Genomic DNA, 15,739 nt, shown 5'->3' with positions numbered 1-15,739 from the left:
CCGTCCGAGAGGCTTGGTGATGGCTGGGGGACTAGGATTCGAACCTAGACAACCAGAGTCAGAGTCTGGGGTCCTACCGTTAGACGATCCCCCAATGGCGGACGGCGTCGGCGCGCTCGCCTTGGTGTCGCGGGGTCTAATCAATGCTTCGCCGAATGGCAAGCCCCGAATGCGCCCGTCGGCGGAAGCGGGCTTGAGCCTTCGCGCGCATCTCTTTCGCGACGTCGCGCCCGACCGCCCCGAGGGGCGGGCAGGGTGCGGCTGTCATCAGCCCGCCGCCCTCGCTCCGGCCGCAGCGGCGTAGCGGAAGCGCGCGATTGACAGGCCTGCATGCCGGCGCGCAGTATGCAGCATACAAGAATGCGGCCGGGCCAACCGACTGCCGTCCCGGGCCTGGAAACATCCGGAGTCGCGTCATGCGCTCTCGCCGATCACCTGTTCGATTCGTGTCGGAAACCCGCGCCGCTCGGGTGCGGCATGCCTCGCGGCCGCCTTGCCGGTCGTGGCGCTGACCCCGCCGGCCCCTGAGCAGCGACGAAGCCTGAAAGCCCATTGCCGATGAACCTGCCCCGCTCGCTGCTGCGCCTGCTCGAGAATGCGCTCATCCTCGCCTTCGTCGTGATGATTGCGATGGTCTTCGGCAATGTCGTGCTGCGCTACGGGTTCAACTCCGGCATCACGATGTCGGACGAAGCCTCGCGCATGATCTTCGTCTGGCTGACCTTCGGCGGCGCCTTCCTGGTCGCGCTCGAGAACGGGCATCTCGGCATGACGGCGATCGTGCAGATGCTCGGCCTGCGCGGCCGGTGGCTGGCGCGACTCATGGCCGAGAGCCTGTCGCTGTTCTGAATGGGCCTGCTGGTCTGGGGCTGCTGGCAGCAGAGCAGCCTCAACATGGCCAATCTCTCGCCGGTGATGGGGGTGCCGACCGCGATCTTCTATGTCGCCGGGCTCGCCTGCGGGCTCGGGATCGGGGCGATCAACCTCGTGACCCTGGTCAGGCTCGTCACCGGGCGAATGCCGCCCGACGAGCTCGTCATCGGGGCGGAGTCGGAGGAACTCGCCGGCTTCGAGGCGCAGCAGCGGGAGCGGCTGCGCCCATGACGGTCCTCGTCTTCCTCGTCTCGCTGCTCGGCGCGATGGCGCTGGGCATGCCGATCGCCGTCTCGCTGCTGGTCTGCGGCGTCGCGCTGATGCTGCATCTGGGGATGTTCGACGCGCAGATTCTGGCGCAGAACCTGATCGGCGGGGCCGACAGCTTCCCGCTGATGGCCGTGCCCTTCTTCATGCTGGCCGGCGAGCTGATGAATGCGGGCGGGCTGTCCAAGCGCATCATCGCCTTCGCGATGGCGCTCGTCGGGCATGTCCGCGGTGGCCTCGGCTATGTCGCCGTGGTGGCGGCGATCGTGATGGCCAGCATCTCCGGCTCGGCGGTCGCCGACACGGCGGCGCTCGCCGCCCTGCTGATCCCGATGATGCGGCAAGCAGGCTACCGACTCGACCGCAGCTGCGGGCTGATCGCGGCCGGCGGCATCATCGCACCCGTCATCCCGCCCTCGATCGGTTTCGTGGTCTTCGGCGTGGCGGCCGGCGTTTCGATTACCCGGCTGTTCCTGGCCGGCATCGTGCCTGGCCTGCTGATGGGGCTGGCGCTGGTCATCACCTGGTATGTGCTGGCGAAAGACGAGCCGGTCTCGACCCTGCCGCGGCCGAGCGTCCGCAGCATCGCCAAGGCTGCGCTCGACGGGTTGTGGGCGCTGCTGTTGCCCTTCGTCATCATCGGCGGGATGAAGCTCGGCGTGTTCACGCCGACGGAGGCCGCGGTGGTGGCCGCCGTCTACGCCTTCTTCATCGGGATGTTCGTTTATCGCGAGCTGCGGATCGCACATCTGCGGCCGGCGCTGCTGGCGGCGCTGAAGATGTCGGCCTCCGTGATGTTCCTGGTCGCGGCGGCGCTGGTCTCGGCCTGGCTGATCACGATCGCCAACATTCCCGCCGAAGTGGGCGCGCTGCTGGGCCCCCTGATCGAGTACAAGACGCTGCTGATGGTCGCGATGATGCTGCTCGTCGTCGTCGTCGGCACGGCGCTCGACTTCATCCCAACCGTGCTGATCCTGACGCCGGTGCTGATGCCGATCGTCAAGCAGGCGGGCATCGACCCGGTCTATTTCGGCGTCCTCTTCATCATGAACAACGCGATCGGCCTGCTGACGCCGCCTGTGGGCACGGTGCTCAACGTGGTCTGCGCCGTCGGCCGCGTGCCCGTCGACAAGGTGGTGCGCGGCGTCATGCCGTTCCTGCTGGCGCAGATCGCGGTGCTCGCGCTGCTGGTTCTGGTCCCGGAGATCGTGACCGTGCCGGCGAAATGGTTCTACGGGCGCTGAGGAGGCGCCGCGTCGAAGACGAGAAGCAACGAAAACGACACCCTCAGGAGGAAGACAAGATGACCATCACCAGGCGCCATGCTCTGATCACCGCCGGCTCCGGCCTCGCCCTCTTCGCGATCGGCCGGCCGGCGCTCGCCCAGGCGGCGAAGCTGCGCTTCGCGCATCCCCATCCGGAATCGGACAGCTGGCACAAGGCCGCGCTGCAGTTCGCCGAGAAGGTCAAGGCGAAGAGCAATGGCCAGCTCGAGGTCCAGATCTTCCCGAACGGTGCGCTCGGCTCCGATCCGCAGACGATCAGCGCGGTACGCGGCGGCTCGCTCGACATCTGCCTGACCGGCAATCCGTTCTTCACCGGCCTGGCGCCCAAGCTCAACGTGCTCGATCTGCCCTTCCTGTTCCAGAGCCGCAAGCATGCGGCTGCCGTGATGGACGGCCCGATCGGCGACGGCCTGCGCAAGGAACTCGAAGGCTCGAACCTCAAGGCGCTGGCGACCTGGGAGATCGGCTGGCGCAACCTGACCAACAGCCGCCGCGCGGTGGCGACCGCCGCCGACATCAAGGGGCTGAAGATCCGCACCACGCCGAACCCGGCCCATATTCGCGCCTTCCAGCTGCTCGGCGCCGTGCCGACGCCGATGGCCTTCACCGAGCTGTTCTCGGCGCTGGAGACCGGTGCGGTCGACGGGCAGGAGAATCCGGTGACGCTGATCCTCAACGCCAAGTTCGCCGAGGTGCAGAAGCATCTCTCGCTGACGCGCCATGCTTTCACCACCGGACCCGTGGTGATGAACAAGACGAAGTTCGACGCGATGGCGCCCAATCTCCAGAAGATCCTCGGCGAGACGGCGATCGAGCTCGCCGCCGTTCAGCGGCAGATGAACGAGGACACCGAGGGCTCCAGCCTCGCCGCGCTGAAGAAGGCCGGCATGCAGGCGGTCGAGAACCCCGACCGCGAGTCCTTCTCGAAGATCGTCACGGCGGAAGTCGAGAAGGAGTTCGTCACCAAGTTCGGCGGCGAGACGCTCGAGGCGATCAAGAAAGCGGCGGTGTGATGGAGATCATCGACCTCTCCATGCCGATCGAGCCGCATTTCCGGTGGCCGGTCGACCTGGCGATCAGGGGCGACATCGCGGCGGGGGACCCGTTCCGGGTCTCCCGCATCAGCATGACCTGCCACGGCTTCTCGCATGTCGATGCGCAGGCGCATGTCGTCGCCCACAGCCCGACGATCGAGGCGACCGCGCTCTCGCGCGTCGTCGGGCCCTGCCGCGTGCTCGACCTGCGCGACGTCGCGCCCAACCAGGCGATCGACGCCGACAGGCTGGCTGCGGCCGATCCCGGCGGCCCGGAGGGGGAAATCCTGCTGCTCTCCAGCGGCTGGGACACCAAGCGCGACTACCGCACGCGCGAATTCTGGCTAGACGCGCCCTATCTCACGCGCGAGGCGGCGCTCTGGCTGAGGGACCGCAAGCCCACCGCGCTCGCCTTCGACTTCCCGCAGGACTATCCGATCCGCCTGCTGCTGGACGACGAGCATGTGCCCTTCGACCAGCATGTCACGCATGACATCTGTCTGCGGGCCGGCATTACGCTGATCGAATATGTCGTCAACACCAGTGCGCTGACGAACCCCCGCACATTCTTCTGCGCGGCGCCGCTGAAGCTGCCGAATGCGGACGGCTCGCCGGCGCGGATCTTCGCGATCGAGGGGATGGTCTGAGAAGGGTTCCCGCTCAGGCGAGGACGCCGAGGCCGCGCCCGATCACATAGAGCCCGACGACGGCGACGAGGCCGGCGAAGAGCCGTGTCAGCAAGGTCCTGTGGCCGGAGAGCCGGCGCGCCAGCAGCGTGCCGGCAATGCCGCCGACGAGTCCGCCGGCGACGAAGAGCGCGGCGACATGCCAGTCGACCAGCCCCGACAGTGCATAGGACGCGGCGGTAGTCAGGCCGAAGGCGGTCACTGCCACCAGCGAGGAGCCGATCGCGACGATCATCGGCAGATTCGCGGCGGTCATCAGCCCCGGGACGATCAGGAAGCCGCCGCCGATCCCGAAGAAACCGGAGAGCCCGCCGACGAGGCCACCCATGCCGAGAAGGCGCGGCAGGAGCCTCGCTGCGGTGCTGCGCCCGAGCGGCTGGAAGCCGGCGCCGCTCTCGCTCCGGCGCAGCAGCATGGCTGCGGCGATGACGAGCATCAGCACGCCGAAGACCAGCAGCAGCTTCTGTCCGTCGAGCCGCTTGCCGAGCGCCGAGCCCAGAGCCGCGCCGGCGATGCCGGCGGCGGAGAACACCAGCGCACAGGGCCAGCGGACATGGCCGGCGCGGGCATGGCCGAGCAGATTGCCGAAGGCGCTGAGCGCGACCGCGACCGCGCTCGTGCCGATCGCGACATGCGGCGATGCGACGCCGACGACATAGACCAGCAGCGGCACGGCGAGGATCGAGCCGCCGCCCCCGACGAGGCCGAGGGTGAAGCCGGCGAGCGAGCCCGAGCCGAGCGAGGCGATGTCAGGCGTGGCGATCATCGGCGGCGTCCGTCAGAGCACGTCCAGCGGGACCTTGAGGAAGCGCTTGCCGCTGGCGTCGGGCGCCGGCAGTTCGCCCGCCTTCATGTTCACCTGCAGCGAAGGGATGATCAGCTTGGGCATGTCGAGCGTCCTGTCCCGGGCTTCGCGGGTACGGACGAACTCGTCCTCGGTGATCCCGTCGCGGACATGGATGTTGTGCTCGCGCTGCTCGGCGACGGTGGTCTCCCAGCGAATGTCGCGGCCATTGGGGCCGTAGTCATGGCACATGAACAGCCGGGTCTGTGGGGGAAGCGCCAGCACGCGCTGGATCGAGCGATACAGGGTGCGGGCGTCGCCGCCGGGGAAATCGGCCCGGGCCGAGCCGCCATCGGGCATGAACAGCGTGTCGCCGACGAAGGCGGCATCGCCGACGACATGGGTCATGCAGGCCGGGGTGTGGCCGGGCGTGTGCATGGCGAAAGCGGCCATGCCGCCGATCGTGTAGGTGTCGCCGTCGGCGAAGAGACGGTCGAACTGGCTGCCGTCCCGCTGGAACTCGGTGCCCTCGTTGAAGACCTTGCCGAAGGTCTCCTGCACGATCGTGATCCGGTCGCCGATGCCGATCTTGCCGCCGAGCAGCCCCTGGAGATAGGGCGCGGCGGAGAGATGGTCGGCATGGACATGGGTCTCGATCAGCCACTCGACCTCGAGCCCGTGCTCGCGGACGAAGGCGACGATCTCGTCGGCGGAGTGATAGGCGATCCGGCCCGCCGCATAGTCGATGTCCATCACCGAATCGACGATGGCGCAGGCGCGGGAGCCGGGATCCTTCACGACATAGCTGACGGTGTTGGTCTGCGCGTCGAAGAAGGCGGTGACCTCGGGCCTGGTCGCGAGGTCGACGGCGTGCGGAATGGTCATGGGGAACCTCTTCGGTTGGTCAGGCGGTCTTCGACCGCAGGGGCGGCGTGGCGGACGACAGGAGCCGCGCCAGCGCCATGCCGGCGAGCATGGCCGCGATGAAGATGATCGCCGGCTGGCCACCGGTCAGGGTGGAGACGAGCGCGGGGCCGGGGCAGAGGCCGGCGAGGCCCCAGCCGATGCCGAACAGGGCGGCGCCCGTCAGCAGCCGGGCATCGGCCGCGCCGGGCTCGGGCAAGAGGAAGCGCTCGGCCATGACGGGGCGTTCGCGGGCCAGGATCAGCCGGTAGGCCAGGAAGGTGACGGCGATTCCGCCCGCCATCACGAAGGCCAGGCTCGGGTCCCAGGTGCCGGCCGGGATCGCGGCGAGATCGAGGAAGGCGAGCACCTTCGCCGGGTCGGCCATGCCGGCGAGGATCAGCCCGAGCCCGAAGACGAGGCCGGTCAGGAACTGCAGGATCACGGACATCGAGGCTCTCACAGCACGTGTCGGATGAAGAAGACGGTCGCGATCGCCGTCGTCATGAAGGTGGCGACGGCGACGAGGGAGCGCAGCGAGAGCCGCGAGAGGCCGCAGATGCCGTGGCCGGAGGTGCAGCCATTGCCCCAGACGGCGCCGAAGCCGACGAGACCGCCCGCCACAGCCAGCAGAAAGGGCCCGGTCGCGATCTCGGGCCGCGGCGCGGTGCCGGTCAGTCCCAGATGGACGAGCGGGGCCAGGACCAGGCCCGCGATGAAGGCGAGCCGCCCCCAGGACTGGCCGTCGCCGGCCGGCAGGAGCAGCCGCGAAACGATGCCGCTTATCCCGGCGATGCGGCCCTGGAACAGCATCAGCATCGCCGCCGCCAGCCCGATCAGGGCGCCGCCCGCCAGCGAGGCGAGCGGAGTGAAGTTCGACGCGACCGTCACGGCTGGCGCGTCCCGCAGGTGTTGAGGCCCAGGAGCGTGTAGGCCGGGCAGAAGCGCATCGCGGCCGTCCCGATCATCACCGCGCCCCAGGCCGTCAGCGCATATTTCCAGGCGCCGAGCGGGGCGACCCAGCCGGCGAGGGGGGGCACGAAGACGGCGACGAGGAGGACCGCGCCGACGACGAAGCGAAGCGTCCGATCCAGCGAACCGACATTGACCATGACCACGATCTCCCGTTAAGAACTGATATCCTCCATATATATGGAATATCGAATATGTCAACGGCCTTGCTGAAGCGCGACGAAGCCGGCATCGCGGCCCCGATCGAAGAGGCGGCGGCGCTGCTCGCCGCCATGGCGAGCCCGCGCCGCCTCGCCATCCTGTGCCGGTTGGTCGAGGGCGAGGAGGGGGCGGGTGAACTCGCGCGGATCACGGGCCTGAGCCCGGCCGGCGTCGCGGCCCATCTGGCGCAGCTGCGGCGGCAGGGGTTGATCGCTGCGCGCCGCCGCGGCGTCGCGGTGACCTTCTCGCTGGCCAGCGCGGAGGCGAGGGCGGTGCTGGAGACGCTGCACGCACTCTATTGCGAGCCGCGCGCCGCGCAGGGCGGCCCAGCGGCGCAGGCCTGAGCGGGGCATCCGCCCAGGCCGGTCGTCCGTCGGTGTCGTCAGGGGCCGATGAGCTGGCCGCCATCGACGACGAGGCTCTGGCCGGTGACCCAGCTCGCCCGCTCGGAGGCGAGGAAGAGCACGACCTCAGCGATCTCCTCGGGCCGGCCCATGCGTCCGAAGGGGATGGTGGCCAGGGTCGAGTTGTAGAGATCGGGATTCGAGGTCTTTCGGTCCTCCCAGGTGCCGCCGGGGAATTCGACCGAGCCGGGGGCGACGCAGTTCACGCGGATGCCCTGCCGCGCCAGCATCTTGGCCTGGCTCGCGGTGTAGTGCATCACCGCCGCCTTGATCGCGCCATAGGGCGCCGAGCGGGCTGTTGCGCGCAGCCCCGAGATCGAGGAGATGTTCACGATCGCACCGCCCGAGGTCATGTGCGGGATGGCGGCGTGGCTGCCGCGGACCACCGCCATCATGTCGACGGCGAAGGAGGCGCCCCAGCCGGCCTCGTCGTCGGAATGGCCGAAGCCAGAGGCGTTGTTGACGAGGATGTCGAGGCCGCCCAGCGCCTTCACCGCTGCGGGGAGATAGGCGTCGATCGCCGCCGCGTCGGCGAGGTCGACGGAGGCGGCATGGGCGGTCACGCCGAGATCCGCGAGCTCTTGCCGCGTCGCGGCGAGCGGACCCGGGGTGCGTGCGCAGATCGACACCGCGGCCCCGCGCCGGGCGAAGGCGAGCGCGGTCGAGCGGCCGATGCCGCGGCTGCCGCCCATGACGATGACATGTTTGCCGGCAAAGTCCTTCATCATGGCGTGCGATGCTTTCTACAGAGGGAGAGCAGGGCTGGCGCGGCGAGATCGCGCCGGCCATCCTCTCCGGTGTAGTCCAAGCGGCGTCTGCGGTCGAACCGCCCGCTGTGCCTGCGCGTTGATCGAACGCAACGTTGCGGCCGGCCCGCACCGCGATGATGCAGGCCGCAACCGGGAGAGCACGATGGCGGCTGAGGATTTCGAGGAAGCGCTGGAGCTGCTGGCGGCCGAGGCTGGCGTCCTGCCTGCGCAGGCGCGGGAGATCACCACCCATATCTCGGTGGTGCTGCTGGCAGGCGAGCGGGCCTTCAAGCTGAAGCGGCCGGTCGCGTTGCCTTATCTCGATTTCTCGACTCCGCAGAAGAGGCTCGCCGCCTGCGAGCGCGAGCTGTGGCTGAACCGGCGAACGGCGCCGTCGCTTTACCGGGCCGTGCGCCGGCTGACGCGCGAGCGCGACGGGCGGCTGGCGCTGGACGGCGGCGGCGACCTGGTCGATGCCACGGTCGAGATGGCGCGCTTCGACGAGGACGGGCTGTTCGACCGGATGGCGCAGGAGGGGCGGCTGACGCCCGCTCTGATGACGACGCTGGCGCAGGCCATAGCGCGCTTCCATGCGGGGGCCGAGATCGCGCGCAGCCGCGGCGGCGCCGAGGCGATGTCCTCCGTCCTCGCGATCAACGAGAACGGCTTCGCGCTGACCGATCTCCTGCCGGCCGGCGAGGTCGCAGCGCTGGAAACGGCCTGCCGGGAGGCGCTCGACCGCCACCGGTCGCTCTTGGATGCGCGCGGCCGGGAGGGGCGGATCCGCCGCTGCCATGGCGACCTTCACCTGCGCAACATCTGCCTCGTCGCGGGCGAGCCGACGCTGTTCGACGCGCTCGAATTCGACGAGGCGCTGGCGACGACGGATGTGCTCTACGACCTCGCCTTCGTGCTGATGGATCTCTGGCATCGCGACCTCGCCGGACACGCGAACACGCTGCTGAACCGTTATCTCGACGCCACGGACGACGAGGCCGGGCTGCCGGTGCTGCCCTTCTTCATGGCGGTGCGTGCCGCCGTGCGGGCTCATGTCCTCGCCGTCCAGGCGCGGGACGGCGAGGACGCACAAGCCCTCGACGAGGCGCGCTCCTATCTGGCGCTGGCCTTGCGCTGCCTGGCGCCGAAGGCGGCCCGGCTCGTGGCGGTTGGCGGCCTGTCGGGGGCGGGCAAGTCGACCGTCGCGGCGGCGGTGGCGCCGGGCATTGGGCCGGTTCCCGGCGCGCGGATCCTCGCCTCCGACCGGCTGCGCAAGCGCCGCTACGGGGTCGAGCCGCAGACGCGGTTGCCGCCGGAGGCCTATGTTCCAGCCGTCTCCGAGGCGGTCTTTGCGGAGCAGGCACAGCGTGCGGCCGCGATCCTGCGGCTGGGGCATGGCGTCGTCGCCGATGCCGTGTTCGACGGCACGCCCGATCGCGAGCGCATCGCGCGGGCCGCGCACGAGGCGGGCGTGGCCTTCCAGGGGCTGTGGCTCGAGGCGCCGGCGCAGACCCTGATCGCGCGGGTCGAGGCGCGCCGGGGCGATCCCTCGGACGCCACGGGCGACATCGTGCGCCAGCAGCTTGGCCGCGCCACACCGGTGGAAGACTGGAGGCGGCTCTCCACCGAGGCGGGCCCCGAGGCCGTCTGCCGGGAGGCCCGCGCGATCGTCGCCGGAACGGATTCCCCCGACGCCGCTTGATCTCCCTCAAGGTCCGATCCGCGCGACGCCGTACCATGGCGGTGACGAAGGGAGAGTGGATCATGGCGACGATGATGAAGGCTGCGGTCGTGCGGGCGTTCGGTCAGCCCCTCGTGATCGAGGACGTGCCGGTTCCGGTCCCGGGACCGGGCGAGCTCCTCGTCAAGGTTCGGGCCTGCGGCGTCTGCCACACCGATCTGCACGCCGCCGACGGAGACTGGCCGGTCAAGCCGGTGCCGCCCTTCATTCCCGGCCACGAGGTCGCGGGAACCGTCGCCGCGCTCGGGCCAGGCGTCACCGATTTCAAGCTGGGGGACGCGGTCGGCATCGCCTGGCTGCATGATTCCTGCCTGCGCTGCGAATATTGCGAGACCGGCTGGGAGACGCTCTGCGAGCACCAGCACAACACCGGCTACAGCTGCAATGGCGGCTTCGCCGAATATGCGATCGCTTCGGCGGCCTTCGCGGCGCAGCTGCCGGACGGCGTCGATTTCGCGGCCATGGCGCCGATCCTCTGTGCCGGCGTCACCACCTACAAGGGCCTGAAGGAGACCGAGGCGAGGCCCGGCGAATGGGTCGTGATCTCCGGCATCGGCGGGCTCGGCCAGGTCGCGATCCAGTATGCGCGGGCGATGGGGCTCAAGGTCGTGGCGGTCGACATCGCCGAGGACAAGCTGGCGCTGGCCCGCGCGACGGGGGCCGACGTCACCGTCGATGCCCGTTCGCCCACGGCCGTCGACGAGGTCATCGCCGCCACGGGCGGCGGGGCGCATGGCGTGCTGGTCACCGCCGTCTCGCCGCCGGCCTTCGCCCAGGCGATGCGGATGGCGCGGCGCCGGGGCACGGTCGCGCTGGTCGGGCTGCCGCCGGGCGAATTCCCGACGCCGATCTTCGAGGTGGTGCTGAAGCGGGTGACGCTGCGCGGCTCGATCGTGGGAACGCGACGGGACCTCGACGAGGCCATCGCCTTCGCGGCGGAGGGCAAGGTCAAGGCCCGGATCGCGACGGTGCCGCTGAGCGACATCAACGCAGTGTTCGCACGGCTCAAGCGCGGCGCGATCGAGGGGCGGATCGTGCTCGATCTATCGCTGCCGATCGCCATGTCCGGGCCGGAGACCGATCGGGCCGCCGCCTGATGGCGCGGTGGGCGGATCGCGGGGAGAGGAGCCTCGCCATGCAGGGAGCCTACACCATCGCGGGGATGACCCCCGATCAGGTCGCTGCCGCCGGACTTCTGGTGGGCACGCTGAAGCCTCTACCGGATCTTGAGGGCTGGCGCAGGGATGGCGGCGATGCGGAGGTCACCGCGGGGCGGCGCCAGGACGTGCGGGTGGCGACCAACCCGCGCGGCTATGTCCAGGGTCTGTGCCTGTGCCGCCAGGCGCGCCACGTCGTGCATGGCGACATTCTCGACGTTCCGCTGTTCATCGTCGCCAGCGCCGCAGACGGGCCGGGCGTCGCCTCTGCACTGGTCGAGGATCTCTGCGCCATCGCCGGCCGGCTGGATTGCGCCGCCGTGCGCATCCGCACCGGCGACTCGCCGCGCGCGCTCCACGGGATGGACCGCGCGAAGCGCGGTGGCGCCAGCGGCATCGCCGTGATTCTCGATTCCTCGCCGATGGGCGAGCCGCCCTGGCGGTTCAGGGCGCCGGCTTGCCCGTGAAGACATAGCCGACGCCGCGGACCGATTTGATCAGCGTCGGCTGGCGCGGATTCGGCTCGATCTTCTTGCGCAGCCGCGCGATCTGCGCGTCGATCGTGCGATCGAAGGCCTCGAGGCTGCGGCCATGGGTGAGGTCCATCAGCACGTCGCGGGACAGGACGCGGCCCGGCGCGCGCGCCAGCGCCGCCAGCATGTCGAACTCGCCGGTCGTCAGCACGATCTCGACGCCTTCGGCGGTGACGAGCTGGCGGCGGGCGAGATCGAGCCGCCACCCGTCGAAGTGGATCGTCTCGCCGGCTTCGGCGCCGGCGTGCGCGGCGGGCTGGCGCCGGCGCAGCACGGTCCTCAGCCGGGCGAGAACCTCGCGCAGATGGAAGGGCTTGGCGATGTAGTCGTCGGCGCCGACCTCGAGCCCGACGATGCGGTCGACCACGTCGTCGCGGCCGGTCAGCATGATGATCGGCGTCTCGCAGCGCGTGCGCAGCTCGCGCGCCAGCATCAGCCCGTCCTCGCCGCCGGGCAGGACGAGGTCGAGAAGGATGATGTCGACCGGGTGGCGCTGCAGGGCGTCGCGCATGGCGGCGCCGTCGCCGACGGCGGTGACGCGGTACCCCTCGTCCTCAAAATAAGTGATCAGCATCTGCCGGATTCGAACATCGTCATCCACGACCAGGATGTGTTCATTGCGGGCGGGCGGCTCGGTCATGGCAGGCAGTTGGGTTCCCTCGCGATCCCGGTTGTTACAAACCGTCACAACTTTGCACGGTTCGTCACCGTGGCGGCGTTCGCCCGTTACCGGGAGCGGTTCAAGTCGGCTCGTCAATCACAGAGGGATGACAAGCCGATGCTCTCGCAAACCACCATGTCACAGCCGCACGGAGCTGTCAGGCGACTCGCGACGGTCCCGCCTTGCCCGGCCAGCCTCAACAGCCTCTTCGGCGGGCAGCCGGTCGAGACCTTCGAGCCCGGGACGGCGGTGTTCTGGGAGGGCGACGAGGCCCGCCATGTCTTCGAGGTCGTCGAGGGCGTGCTGCGCGTTTTCCGCATCCTCAGCGACGGCCGCCGCGTCATCACCGGCTTCCTCTATCCCGGTGATCTCCTCGGCGTCTCGCTGAAGGACCAGTATCTCTACACCGCCGAGGCGGTGAACCGGACGAAGCTGCGCCGCTACGAGCATGGCCGCTTCCAGGAGGAGATCAACCGCTCACCGGAGCTGCGGCCGCAGCTCTTCGCCTGCCTCTGCGACGAGATGGCGGCGGCCCAGGACCAGATGGTCCTCCTCGCCCGCAAGAGCGCGGAAGAACGCGTCGCCAGCTTCCTGCTGCTGATCGCCCGCCGGCTCGGCGGCGACGAGCGCCAGCCGGTGATCGAGATCCCGATGACGCGCCTCGACATGGCCGATTACCTCGGCCTCACGATCGAGACCGTCTCGCGGACGATGACGCGGCTGACCAATTGCGGCGTGATCGCCCCGAGCAGCCGCCATGCCCTGGTGGTGCGCAAGCTCGGCAAGCTGGCGCTGCTTGCAGGCGAGACCGATGCCGACGATAAAGACGGCGCCGGAGGCCGCGCGATCCAGCAGGCGGTCTGGCCGAACTGAGCGCACGGCACCGAGAGAGACGATGGAGGCGACCGTCACCAACGAGTCCAGTCTGGACGAGATCGCCCGCATCCTCGACAGCGCCAACGTCATCGTTCACGGCTTCGACGGCGTGGTCACCCGCTGGACCAGCGGGTCCGAGGGCCTCTATGGCTGGAGCCGTGCCGAAGCGCGCGGCCGCGTTGCACATGAACTGCTGGAGACGGTGTTCCCCCAGCCCTTCGCCGACATCGTCGCGCATCTGAAGGCGCATGGGGTCTGGACCGGCGAACTCAGCCAGCGCCGCAAGGACGGGACGCCTGTCTTCGTCGCCAGCCGCTGGGTCGTCGCCGAGACGGAGGGCGAGGCGGGAACGGCGATCATCGAGACCAATGTCGATGTCAGCGACCTGCGCACGATGCAGGCGCATCTCGTCGCGCGCGAGGCGCATCTGCGCTCGATCCTCGACACGGTGCCGGAGGCGATGGTCGTGATCGACGAGAGCGGCACGATCACCTCCTTCAGCGCGGCGGCAGAAAAGCTCTTCGGCTTCGCCACCTCGGAGGTGCTCGGCCGCAATGTCCGGATGCTGATGCCGCAGCCGGATCGCGACGCCCATGACGGCTACATGGAGCGCTATCTGGAAACCGGGCAGCGCCGCATCATCGGCTATGGGCGCGTCGTCACGGGTCAGAAGAAGGACGGCACCGAGTTTCCGATGGAGCTCGCGATCGGCGAGGCGCGCGCCGCCGGCCGGCGCATCTTCACCGGATTCATCCGCGACCTCACCAGCCGCCACCGGATCGAGGAAGAGCTGCGCCAGGCACACAAGATGGAGGCGGTGGGGCAGCTCACCGGCGGCATCGCCCATGATTTCAACAATCTGCTGACGGTGGTCAGCGGCAATCTCGAGATGATCGAGCGGCGGCTGACCGACGACCGCGCCCGCGCCCTGCTGCGCGAGGCGCAGAGCGCGGCCGAGGACGGCGCCAAGCTCACCGCCCAGCTCCTCGCCTTCGGGCGCAAGCAGCCGCTCAACGCCAAGCGCGCCGATATCGGCCAGCTCGTCTCGCGCTTTTCGGACCTGCTGCGCCGGGCGCTCGGCGAGACGATCGAGCTGCGCATGATCGTCTCGGGATCGCCGGGGCCGGCGCTGGTCGACGCGTCGCAGTTGCAGAACGCGCTGCTCAACCTCGCTTTGAACGCGCGCGACGCGATGCCCCGCGGCGGGCGGCTGACGGTGGAGATCTCGGCGGCGAAGCTCGATTCCGACTATGCCAGCATGTATCCGGAGGTCCGCACCGGCAGTTATGTGCTCATCTCGATCACCGATACCGGAGCCGGCATGTCACCCGAGGTGCGCAAGCGCGCCTTCGAGCCTTTCTTCACCACCAAGGGCGTCGGGGCGGGCACGGGGCTCGGGCTCAGCATGGTCTACGGCTTCACCAAGCAGTCCGGCGGCCATGTCCAGCTCTACAGCGAGGTCGGGCAGGGGACCAGCGTGCGGCTGTTCCTGCCGGTCGCGCAGGCAGCCTCGGCGGAGGTTTCCGCAGTGCCGGATGCGGCCCATGAGCCGCCGCCGAGCCTGCCTGGAGGAACCGAGACGATCCTCGTGGTGGAGGACGACGCGCGGGTGCGGCGGGTGGCGGTCGCCCGTCTGGAAGACATGGGCTATCGCGTGCTGCAGGCGGAGACCGCCGCCGAGGCGCTGCCGATGCTGGCCGCCCATCCACAGGTCGCGCTGCTCTTCACCGACATCGTCATGCCCGGCGGGATGTCCGGCGACGAACTCGCGCACGAGGCGCGCCGCCAGCGGTCGGATCTGAAGATCATCCTGACCTCCGGCTTCGCCGAACCCAGCGTCGCGGTGCGCGAGTTCGCCGCCGAGGCGAGCTGGCTGAAGAAACCCTACAGCGCGATGGAACTCGCGGTGCGGATTCGCGAACTGCTCGACTAGGAGGCCGGCGACGCGCCGGTTTCGCCGCCCGTCATCTCGTCGGGATCGGCCTGCGGCAGGCGTTTCAGGCTATGGACGGCGATGCCGGCCTCCTCCAGCAGCGCACGGCCCGGCATCCCGTCGATCTCGAAGACGAACAGCGCCGTGTCGCAGCAAGCGCCGAGGCGGCGCAGGAGCCCGACCGCGGCGAGCGCCGTCTTGCCGCTCATCAGGCAATCATCGACGACCGCAACCCGGCGTTCCGCGATCCGGTGGGCGCGGGAGATCGCGACGCCGTCACCGAGCTCGTAATTCGCCATGATGCTGCGGATGACCTCGACCCTGATCGCCCCGACCTTGCGGATGTCGAGCAGGCCGAGGCCATTGCGGTAGGCCAGCGCCCCGGCCATGCCGAGGCCGCCGACATCGATACCGGCGACGACGGCGATCTCGCCCGATAGCTGGCGCCCGAGGGCGTCGATGACGTGCCGCGTCGCGGTGGCGTCGGTCGCCAGCGGCGAAAGGTCCGGAAAGTCGACGCCTGGCGTCGGGTGGTTCTTCCAGCGCCGGTAGCGGAGAAGGATCGCCTCTCCGTCGGGTCCTGCGATGCTGGTGATCCGTTCCATGCCTCGCGGTCCCCTCTGCTCGCCCCGGCGGGCGTCGCTTGGGGGCACATGGACGCGGCGCGCGCGCGGCGCAAGCC

The 15,739-nt window shown here is 69.6% G+C and carries 19 protein-coding genes and 1 tRNA gene; 11 read left to right on the top strand and 9 right to left on the bottom strand.

Annotated elements, in window-relative coordinates; all coding sequences use genetic code 11:
* Positions 1-20: 20 nt before the first annotated feature.
* Positions 21-94 (bottom strand) — tRNA-Gln (locus SJY11_RS15300).
* Between the two features lie 464 nt (positions 95-558).
* Here SJY11_RS15300 and SJY11_RS15295 point away from each other — a divergent pair.
* The 5 genes from SJY11_RS15295 to SJY11_RS15275 are packed head-to-tail and all read left to right on the top strand — an operon-like array spanning position 559 to position 4,107.
* Positions 559-849: a TRAP transporter small permease gene (locus tag SJY11_RS15295; protein WP_376987465.1), complete on the top strand. Its 291-nt coding sequence runs from the start codon at positions 559-561 to the stop codon at positions 847-849.
* Positions 850-1,104, top strand: a complete 255-nt coding sequence (locus SJY11_RS15290) for a hypothetical protein (protein ID WP_376987463.1) — start codon at positions 850-852, stop codon at positions 1,102-1,104.
* Positions 1,101-2,384, top strand: a complete 1,284-nt coding sequence (locus tag SJY11_RS15285; RefSeq protein WP_376987461.1) for a TRAP transporter large permease subunit — start codon at positions 1,101-1,103, stop codon at positions 2,382-2,384. The genes SJY11_RS15290 and SJY11_RS15285 overlap by 4 nt, the downstream gene beginning before the upstream one ends.
* A 59-nt stretch (positions 2,385-2,443) precedes the next feature.
* Positions 2,444-3,439, top strand: coding sequence for a TRAP transporter substrate-binding protein (locus SJY11_RS15280; protein WP_376987460.1), 996 nt, complete (start codon positions 2,444-2,446; stop codon positions 3,437-3,439).
* Positions 3,439-4,107 carry a cyclase family protein gene (locus tag SJY11_RS15275; RefSeq protein ID WP_376987458.1) on the top strand — a complete coding sequence of 223 codons (669 nt, stop codon included), beginning with the start codon at positions 3,439-3,441 and terminating at the stop codon, positions 4,105-4,107. The genes SJY11_RS15280 and SJY11_RS15275 overlap by 1 nt, the downstream gene beginning before the upstream one ends.
* A 13-nt stretch (positions 4,108-4,120) precedes the next feature.
* Here the strand turns inward: SJY11_RS15275 and SJY11_RS15270 are convergent, their stop codons facing one another.
* From SJY11_RS15270 to SJY11_RS15250, 5 genes are read right to left on the bottom strand one after another with little or no spacing between them, the layout of a single operon-like run.
* On the bottom strand, positions 4,121-4,912 hold the full coding sequence (locus SJY11_RS15270; RefSeq protein ID WP_376987456.1) for a sulfite exporter TauE/SafE family protein: 792 nt from the start codon (positions 4,910-4,912) through the stop codon (positions 4,121-4,123).
* A 12-nt stretch (positions 4,913-4,924) separates the two neighbouring features.
* The gene (locus SJY11_RS15265) at positions 4,925-5,815 is read right to left on the bottom strand and encodes an MBL fold metallo-hydrolase (RefSeq protein WP_376987454.1); all 891 of its coding nucleotides are present in this window, start codon (positions 5,813-5,815) and stop codon (positions 4,925-4,927) included.
* Between the two features lie 19 nt (positions 5,816-5,834).
* The gene (locus SJY11_RS15260) at positions 5,835-6,284 is read right to left on the bottom strand and encodes a DUF6691 family protein (RefSeq protein WP_376987452.1); all 450 of its coding nucleotides are present in this window, start codon (positions 6,282-6,284) and stop codon (positions 5,835-5,837) included.
* Positions 6,285-6,292: 8 nt separating this feature from the next.
* Entirely contained in the window at positions 6,293-6,724 is a 432-nt protein-coding gene (locus tag SJY11_RS15255; protein ID WP_376987450.1) for a YeeE/YedE family protein, read from the bottom strand.
* The gene (locus SJY11_RS15250) at positions 6,721-6,945 is read right to left on the bottom strand and encodes a YgaP family membrane protein (protein WP_069055401.1); all 225 of its coding nucleotides are present in this window, start codon (positions 6,943-6,945) and stop codon (positions 6,721-6,723) included. Before SJY11_RS15250 ends, SJY11_RS15255 begins: the two co-directional genes overlap by 4 nt.
* Before the next feature lie 54 nt (positions 6,946-6,999).
* On the opposite strand from SJY11_RS15250, the gene SJY11_RS15245 reads away from it, so the two are divergent.
* Positions 7,000-7,350: an ArsR/SmtB family transcription factor gene (locus SJY11_RS15245; RefSeq protein ID WP_376987448.1), complete on the top strand. Its 351-nt coding sequence runs from the start codon at positions 7,000-7,002 to the stop codon at positions 7,348-7,350.
* A gap of 38 nt (positions 7,351-7,388) precedes the next feature.
* Here SJY11_RS15245 and SJY11_RS15240 read toward each other — a convergent pair whose 3' ends face one another.
* Complete coding sequence (locus SJY11_RS15240) at positions 7,389-8,138, bottom strand: SDR family NAD(P)-dependent oxidoreductase (protein WP_376987446.1); 750 nt, start codon at positions 8,136-8,138, stop codon at positions 7,389-7,391.
* Positions 8,139-8,322: 184 nt separating this feature from the next.
* Between SJY11_RS15240 and SJY11_RS15235 the strand changes: the two genes are divergently transcribed.
* From SJY11_RS15235 to SJY11_RS15225, 3 genes are all read left to right on the top strand, one after another.
* On the top strand, positions 8,323-9,858 hold the full coding sequence (locus SJY11_RS15235; protein WP_376987444.1) for a bifunctional aminoglycoside phosphotransferase/ATP-binding protein: 1,536 nt from the start codon (positions 8,323-8,325) through the stop codon (positions 9,856-9,858).
* 62 nt (positions 9,859-9,920) lie between these two features.
* On the top strand, positions 9,921-10,994 hold the full coding sequence (adhP, locus tag SJY11_RS15230; RefSeq protein ID WP_376987442.1) for an alcohol dehydrogenase AdhP: 1,074 nt from the start codon (positions 9,921-9,923) through the stop codon (positions 10,992-10,994).
* Between the two features lie 38 nt (positions 10,995-11,032).
* Positions 11,033-11,521: a hypothetical protein gene (locus SJY11_RS15225; protein WP_376987441.1), complete on the top strand. Its 489-nt coding sequence runs from the start codon at positions 11,033-11,035 to the stop codon at positions 11,519-11,521.
* Here SJY11_RS15225 and SJY11_RS15220 read toward each other — a convergent pair.
* On the bottom strand, positions 11,499-12,227 hold the full coding sequence (locus tag SJY11_RS15220) for a response regulator (RefSeq protein WP_376987439.1): 729 nt from the start codon (positions 12,225-12,227) through the stop codon (positions 11,499-11,501). The genes SJY11_RS15225 and SJY11_RS15220 overlap by 23 nt on opposite strands.
* A 156-nt stretch (positions 12,228-12,383) precedes the next feature.
* Here SJY11_RS15220 and SJY11_RS15215 point away from each other — a divergent pair, with 156 nt between their 5' ends.
* Entirely contained in the window at positions 12,384-13,121 is a 738-nt protein-coding gene (locus SJY11_RS15215) for a Crp/Fnr family transcriptional regulator (RefSeq protein ID WP_376987437.1), read from the top strand.
* A gap of 22 nt (positions 13,122-13,143) precedes the next feature.
* Complete coding sequence (locus SJY11_RS15210; RefSeq protein ID WP_376987435.1) at positions 13,144-15,057, top strand: hybrid sensor histidine kinase/response regulator; 1,914 nt, start codon at positions 13,144-13,146, stop codon at positions 15,055-15,057.
* Here the strand turns inward: SJY11_RS15210 and SJY11_RS15205 are convergent.
* Positions 15,054-15,662, bottom strand: coding sequence for a phosphoribosyltransferase family protein (locus SJY11_RS15205; protein WP_376987433.1), 609 nt, complete (start codon positions 15,660-15,662; stop codon positions 15,054-15,056). The genes SJY11_RS15210 and SJY11_RS15205 overlap by 4 nt on opposite strands.
* Between the last annotated feature and the right edge of the window lie 77 nt (positions 15,663-15,739).

Origin of the sequence: Allobosea sp. R86505, assembly GCF_042466375.1 — a bacterium.
Lineage (GTDB): Bacteria > Pseudomonadota > Alphaproteobacteria > Rhizobiales > Beijerinckiaceae > Allobosea.
This window is presented reverse-complemented; position numbering and strand designations above follow the sequence as displayed.

Coding starts and splice junctions, on each gene's coding strand:
- SJY11_RS15295 (WP_376987465.1), top strand. CDS start 559: ATGAACCTGCCCCGCTCGCTGCTGCGCCTGCTCGAGAATGCGCTCATC.
- SJY11_RS15290 (WP_376987463.1), top strand. CDS start 850: ATGGGCCTGCTGGTCTGGGGCTGCTGGCAGCAGAGCAGCCTCAACATG.
- SJY11_RS15285 (WP_376987461.1), top strand. CDS start 1,101: ATGACGGTCCTCGTCTTCCTCGTCTCGCTGCTCGGCGCGATGGCGCTG.
- SJY11_RS15280 (WP_376987460.1), top strand. CDS start 2,444: ATGACCATCACCAGGCGCCATGCTCTGATCACCGCCGGCTCCGGCCTC.
- SJY11_RS15275 (WP_376987458.1), top strand. CDS start 3,439: ATGGAGATCATCGACCTCTCCATGCCGATCGAGCCGCATTTCCGGTGG.
- SJY11_RS15270 (WP_376987456.1), bottom strand. CDS start 4,912: ATGATCGCCACGCCTGACATCGCCTCGCTCGGCTCGGGCTCGCTCGCC.
- SJY11_RS15265 (WP_376987454.1), bottom strand. CDS start 5,815: ATGACCATTCCGCACGCCGTCGACCTCGCGACCAGGCCCGAGGTCACC.
- SJY11_RS15260 (WP_376987452.1), bottom strand. CDS start 6,284: ATGTCCGTGATCCTGCAGTTCCTGACCGGCCTCGTCTTCGGGCTCGGG.
- SJY11_RS15250 (WP_069055401.1), bottom strand. CDS start 6,945: ATGGTCAATGTCGGTTCGCTGGATCGGACGCTTCGCTTCGTCGTCGGC.
- SJY11_RS15245 (WP_376987448.1), top strand. CDS start 7,000: ATGTCAACGGCCTTGCTGAAGCGCGACGAAGCCGGCATCGCGGCCCCG.
- SJY11_RS15240 (WP_376987446.1), bottom strand. CDS start 8,138: ATGATGAAGGACTTTGCCGGCAAACATGTCATCGTCATGGGCGGCAGC.
- SJY11_RS15235 (WP_376987444.1), top strand. CDS start 8,323: ATGGCGGCTGAGGATTTCGAGGAAGCGCTGGAGCTGCTGGCGGCCGAG.
- adhP (WP_376987442.1), top strand. CDS start 9,921: ATGGCGACGATGATGAAGGCTGCGGTCGTGCGGGCGTTCGGTCAGCCC.
- SJY11_RS15225 (WP_376987441.1), top strand. CDS start 11,033: ATGCAGGGAGCCTACACCATCGCGGGGATGACCCCCGATCAGGTCGCT.
- SJY11_RS15220 (WP_376987439.1), bottom strand. CDS start 12,227: ATGACCGAGCCGCCCGCCCGCAATGAACACATCCTGGTCGTGGATGAC.
- SJY11_RS15215 (WP_376987437.1), top strand. CDS start 12,384: ATGTCACAGCCGCACGGAGCTGTCAGGCGACTCGCGACGGTCCCGCCT.
- SJY11_RS15210 (WP_376987435.1), top strand. CDS start 13,144: ATGGAGGCGACCGTCACCAACGAGTCCAGTCTGGACGAGATCGCCCGC.
- SJY11_RS15205 (WP_376987433.1), bottom strand. CDS start 15,662: ATGGAACGGATCACCAGCATCGCAGGACCCGACGGAGAGGCGATCCTT.